Source organism: Candidatus Symbiothrix dinenymphae, from assembly GCF_001431085.1.
Window position 1 is genome coordinate 1 of the sequence record NZ_BBRU01000417.1, and the last position, 444, is coordinate 444.

The 444-nt window shown below is 55.2% G+C and carries 1 protein-coding gene; it reads right to left on the bottom strand.

Going from position 1 to position 444, the window contains the following annotated elements; all coding sequences use genetic code 11:
• Positions 1-444, bottom strand: a 444-nt coding sequence (locus ASC50_RS04665; RefSeq protein WP_304518327.1) for a glutamate ligase domain-containing protein, incomplete at both ends; no start/stop codon positions are given.

Here is a 444-nt window from a genome sequence, read left to right on the forward strand (position 1 = left end):
TTCTTTGAACTGTCTGCCGCGGTCTTCGTAGTTTTGAAACAAGTCGAAACTGGCGCAACAGGGCGACAGCAGCACGGTGTCGCCTCTTTGAGCCAGACCGTAGGCTTGTGTGACTGCCTCGCGCATTGAGCCGGCATCGGTGATAGCGGGCACTTTGCCGTCAAAAAAGGCGTGCAGTTTGGCATTGTCCGCACCGAGGAAAATCAGGGCGCGGCATTTTTCAATCACCGGCAATTCGATTTCGCGGTAATCGTTGCCCTTGTCCGTGCCGCCGAGAATGAGGACGGTCGGAGTTTTCATACTTTGCAGCGCATACCAGCACGAATTGACGTTGGTCGCCTTCGAGTCGTTGATGTACTCCACTCCGCGCACGTGGGCAACTTTTTCCAAACGGTGTTCTACACCTCTGAAACTGCTGAGCGATAGCCGGAGGCTGTCGTCCGA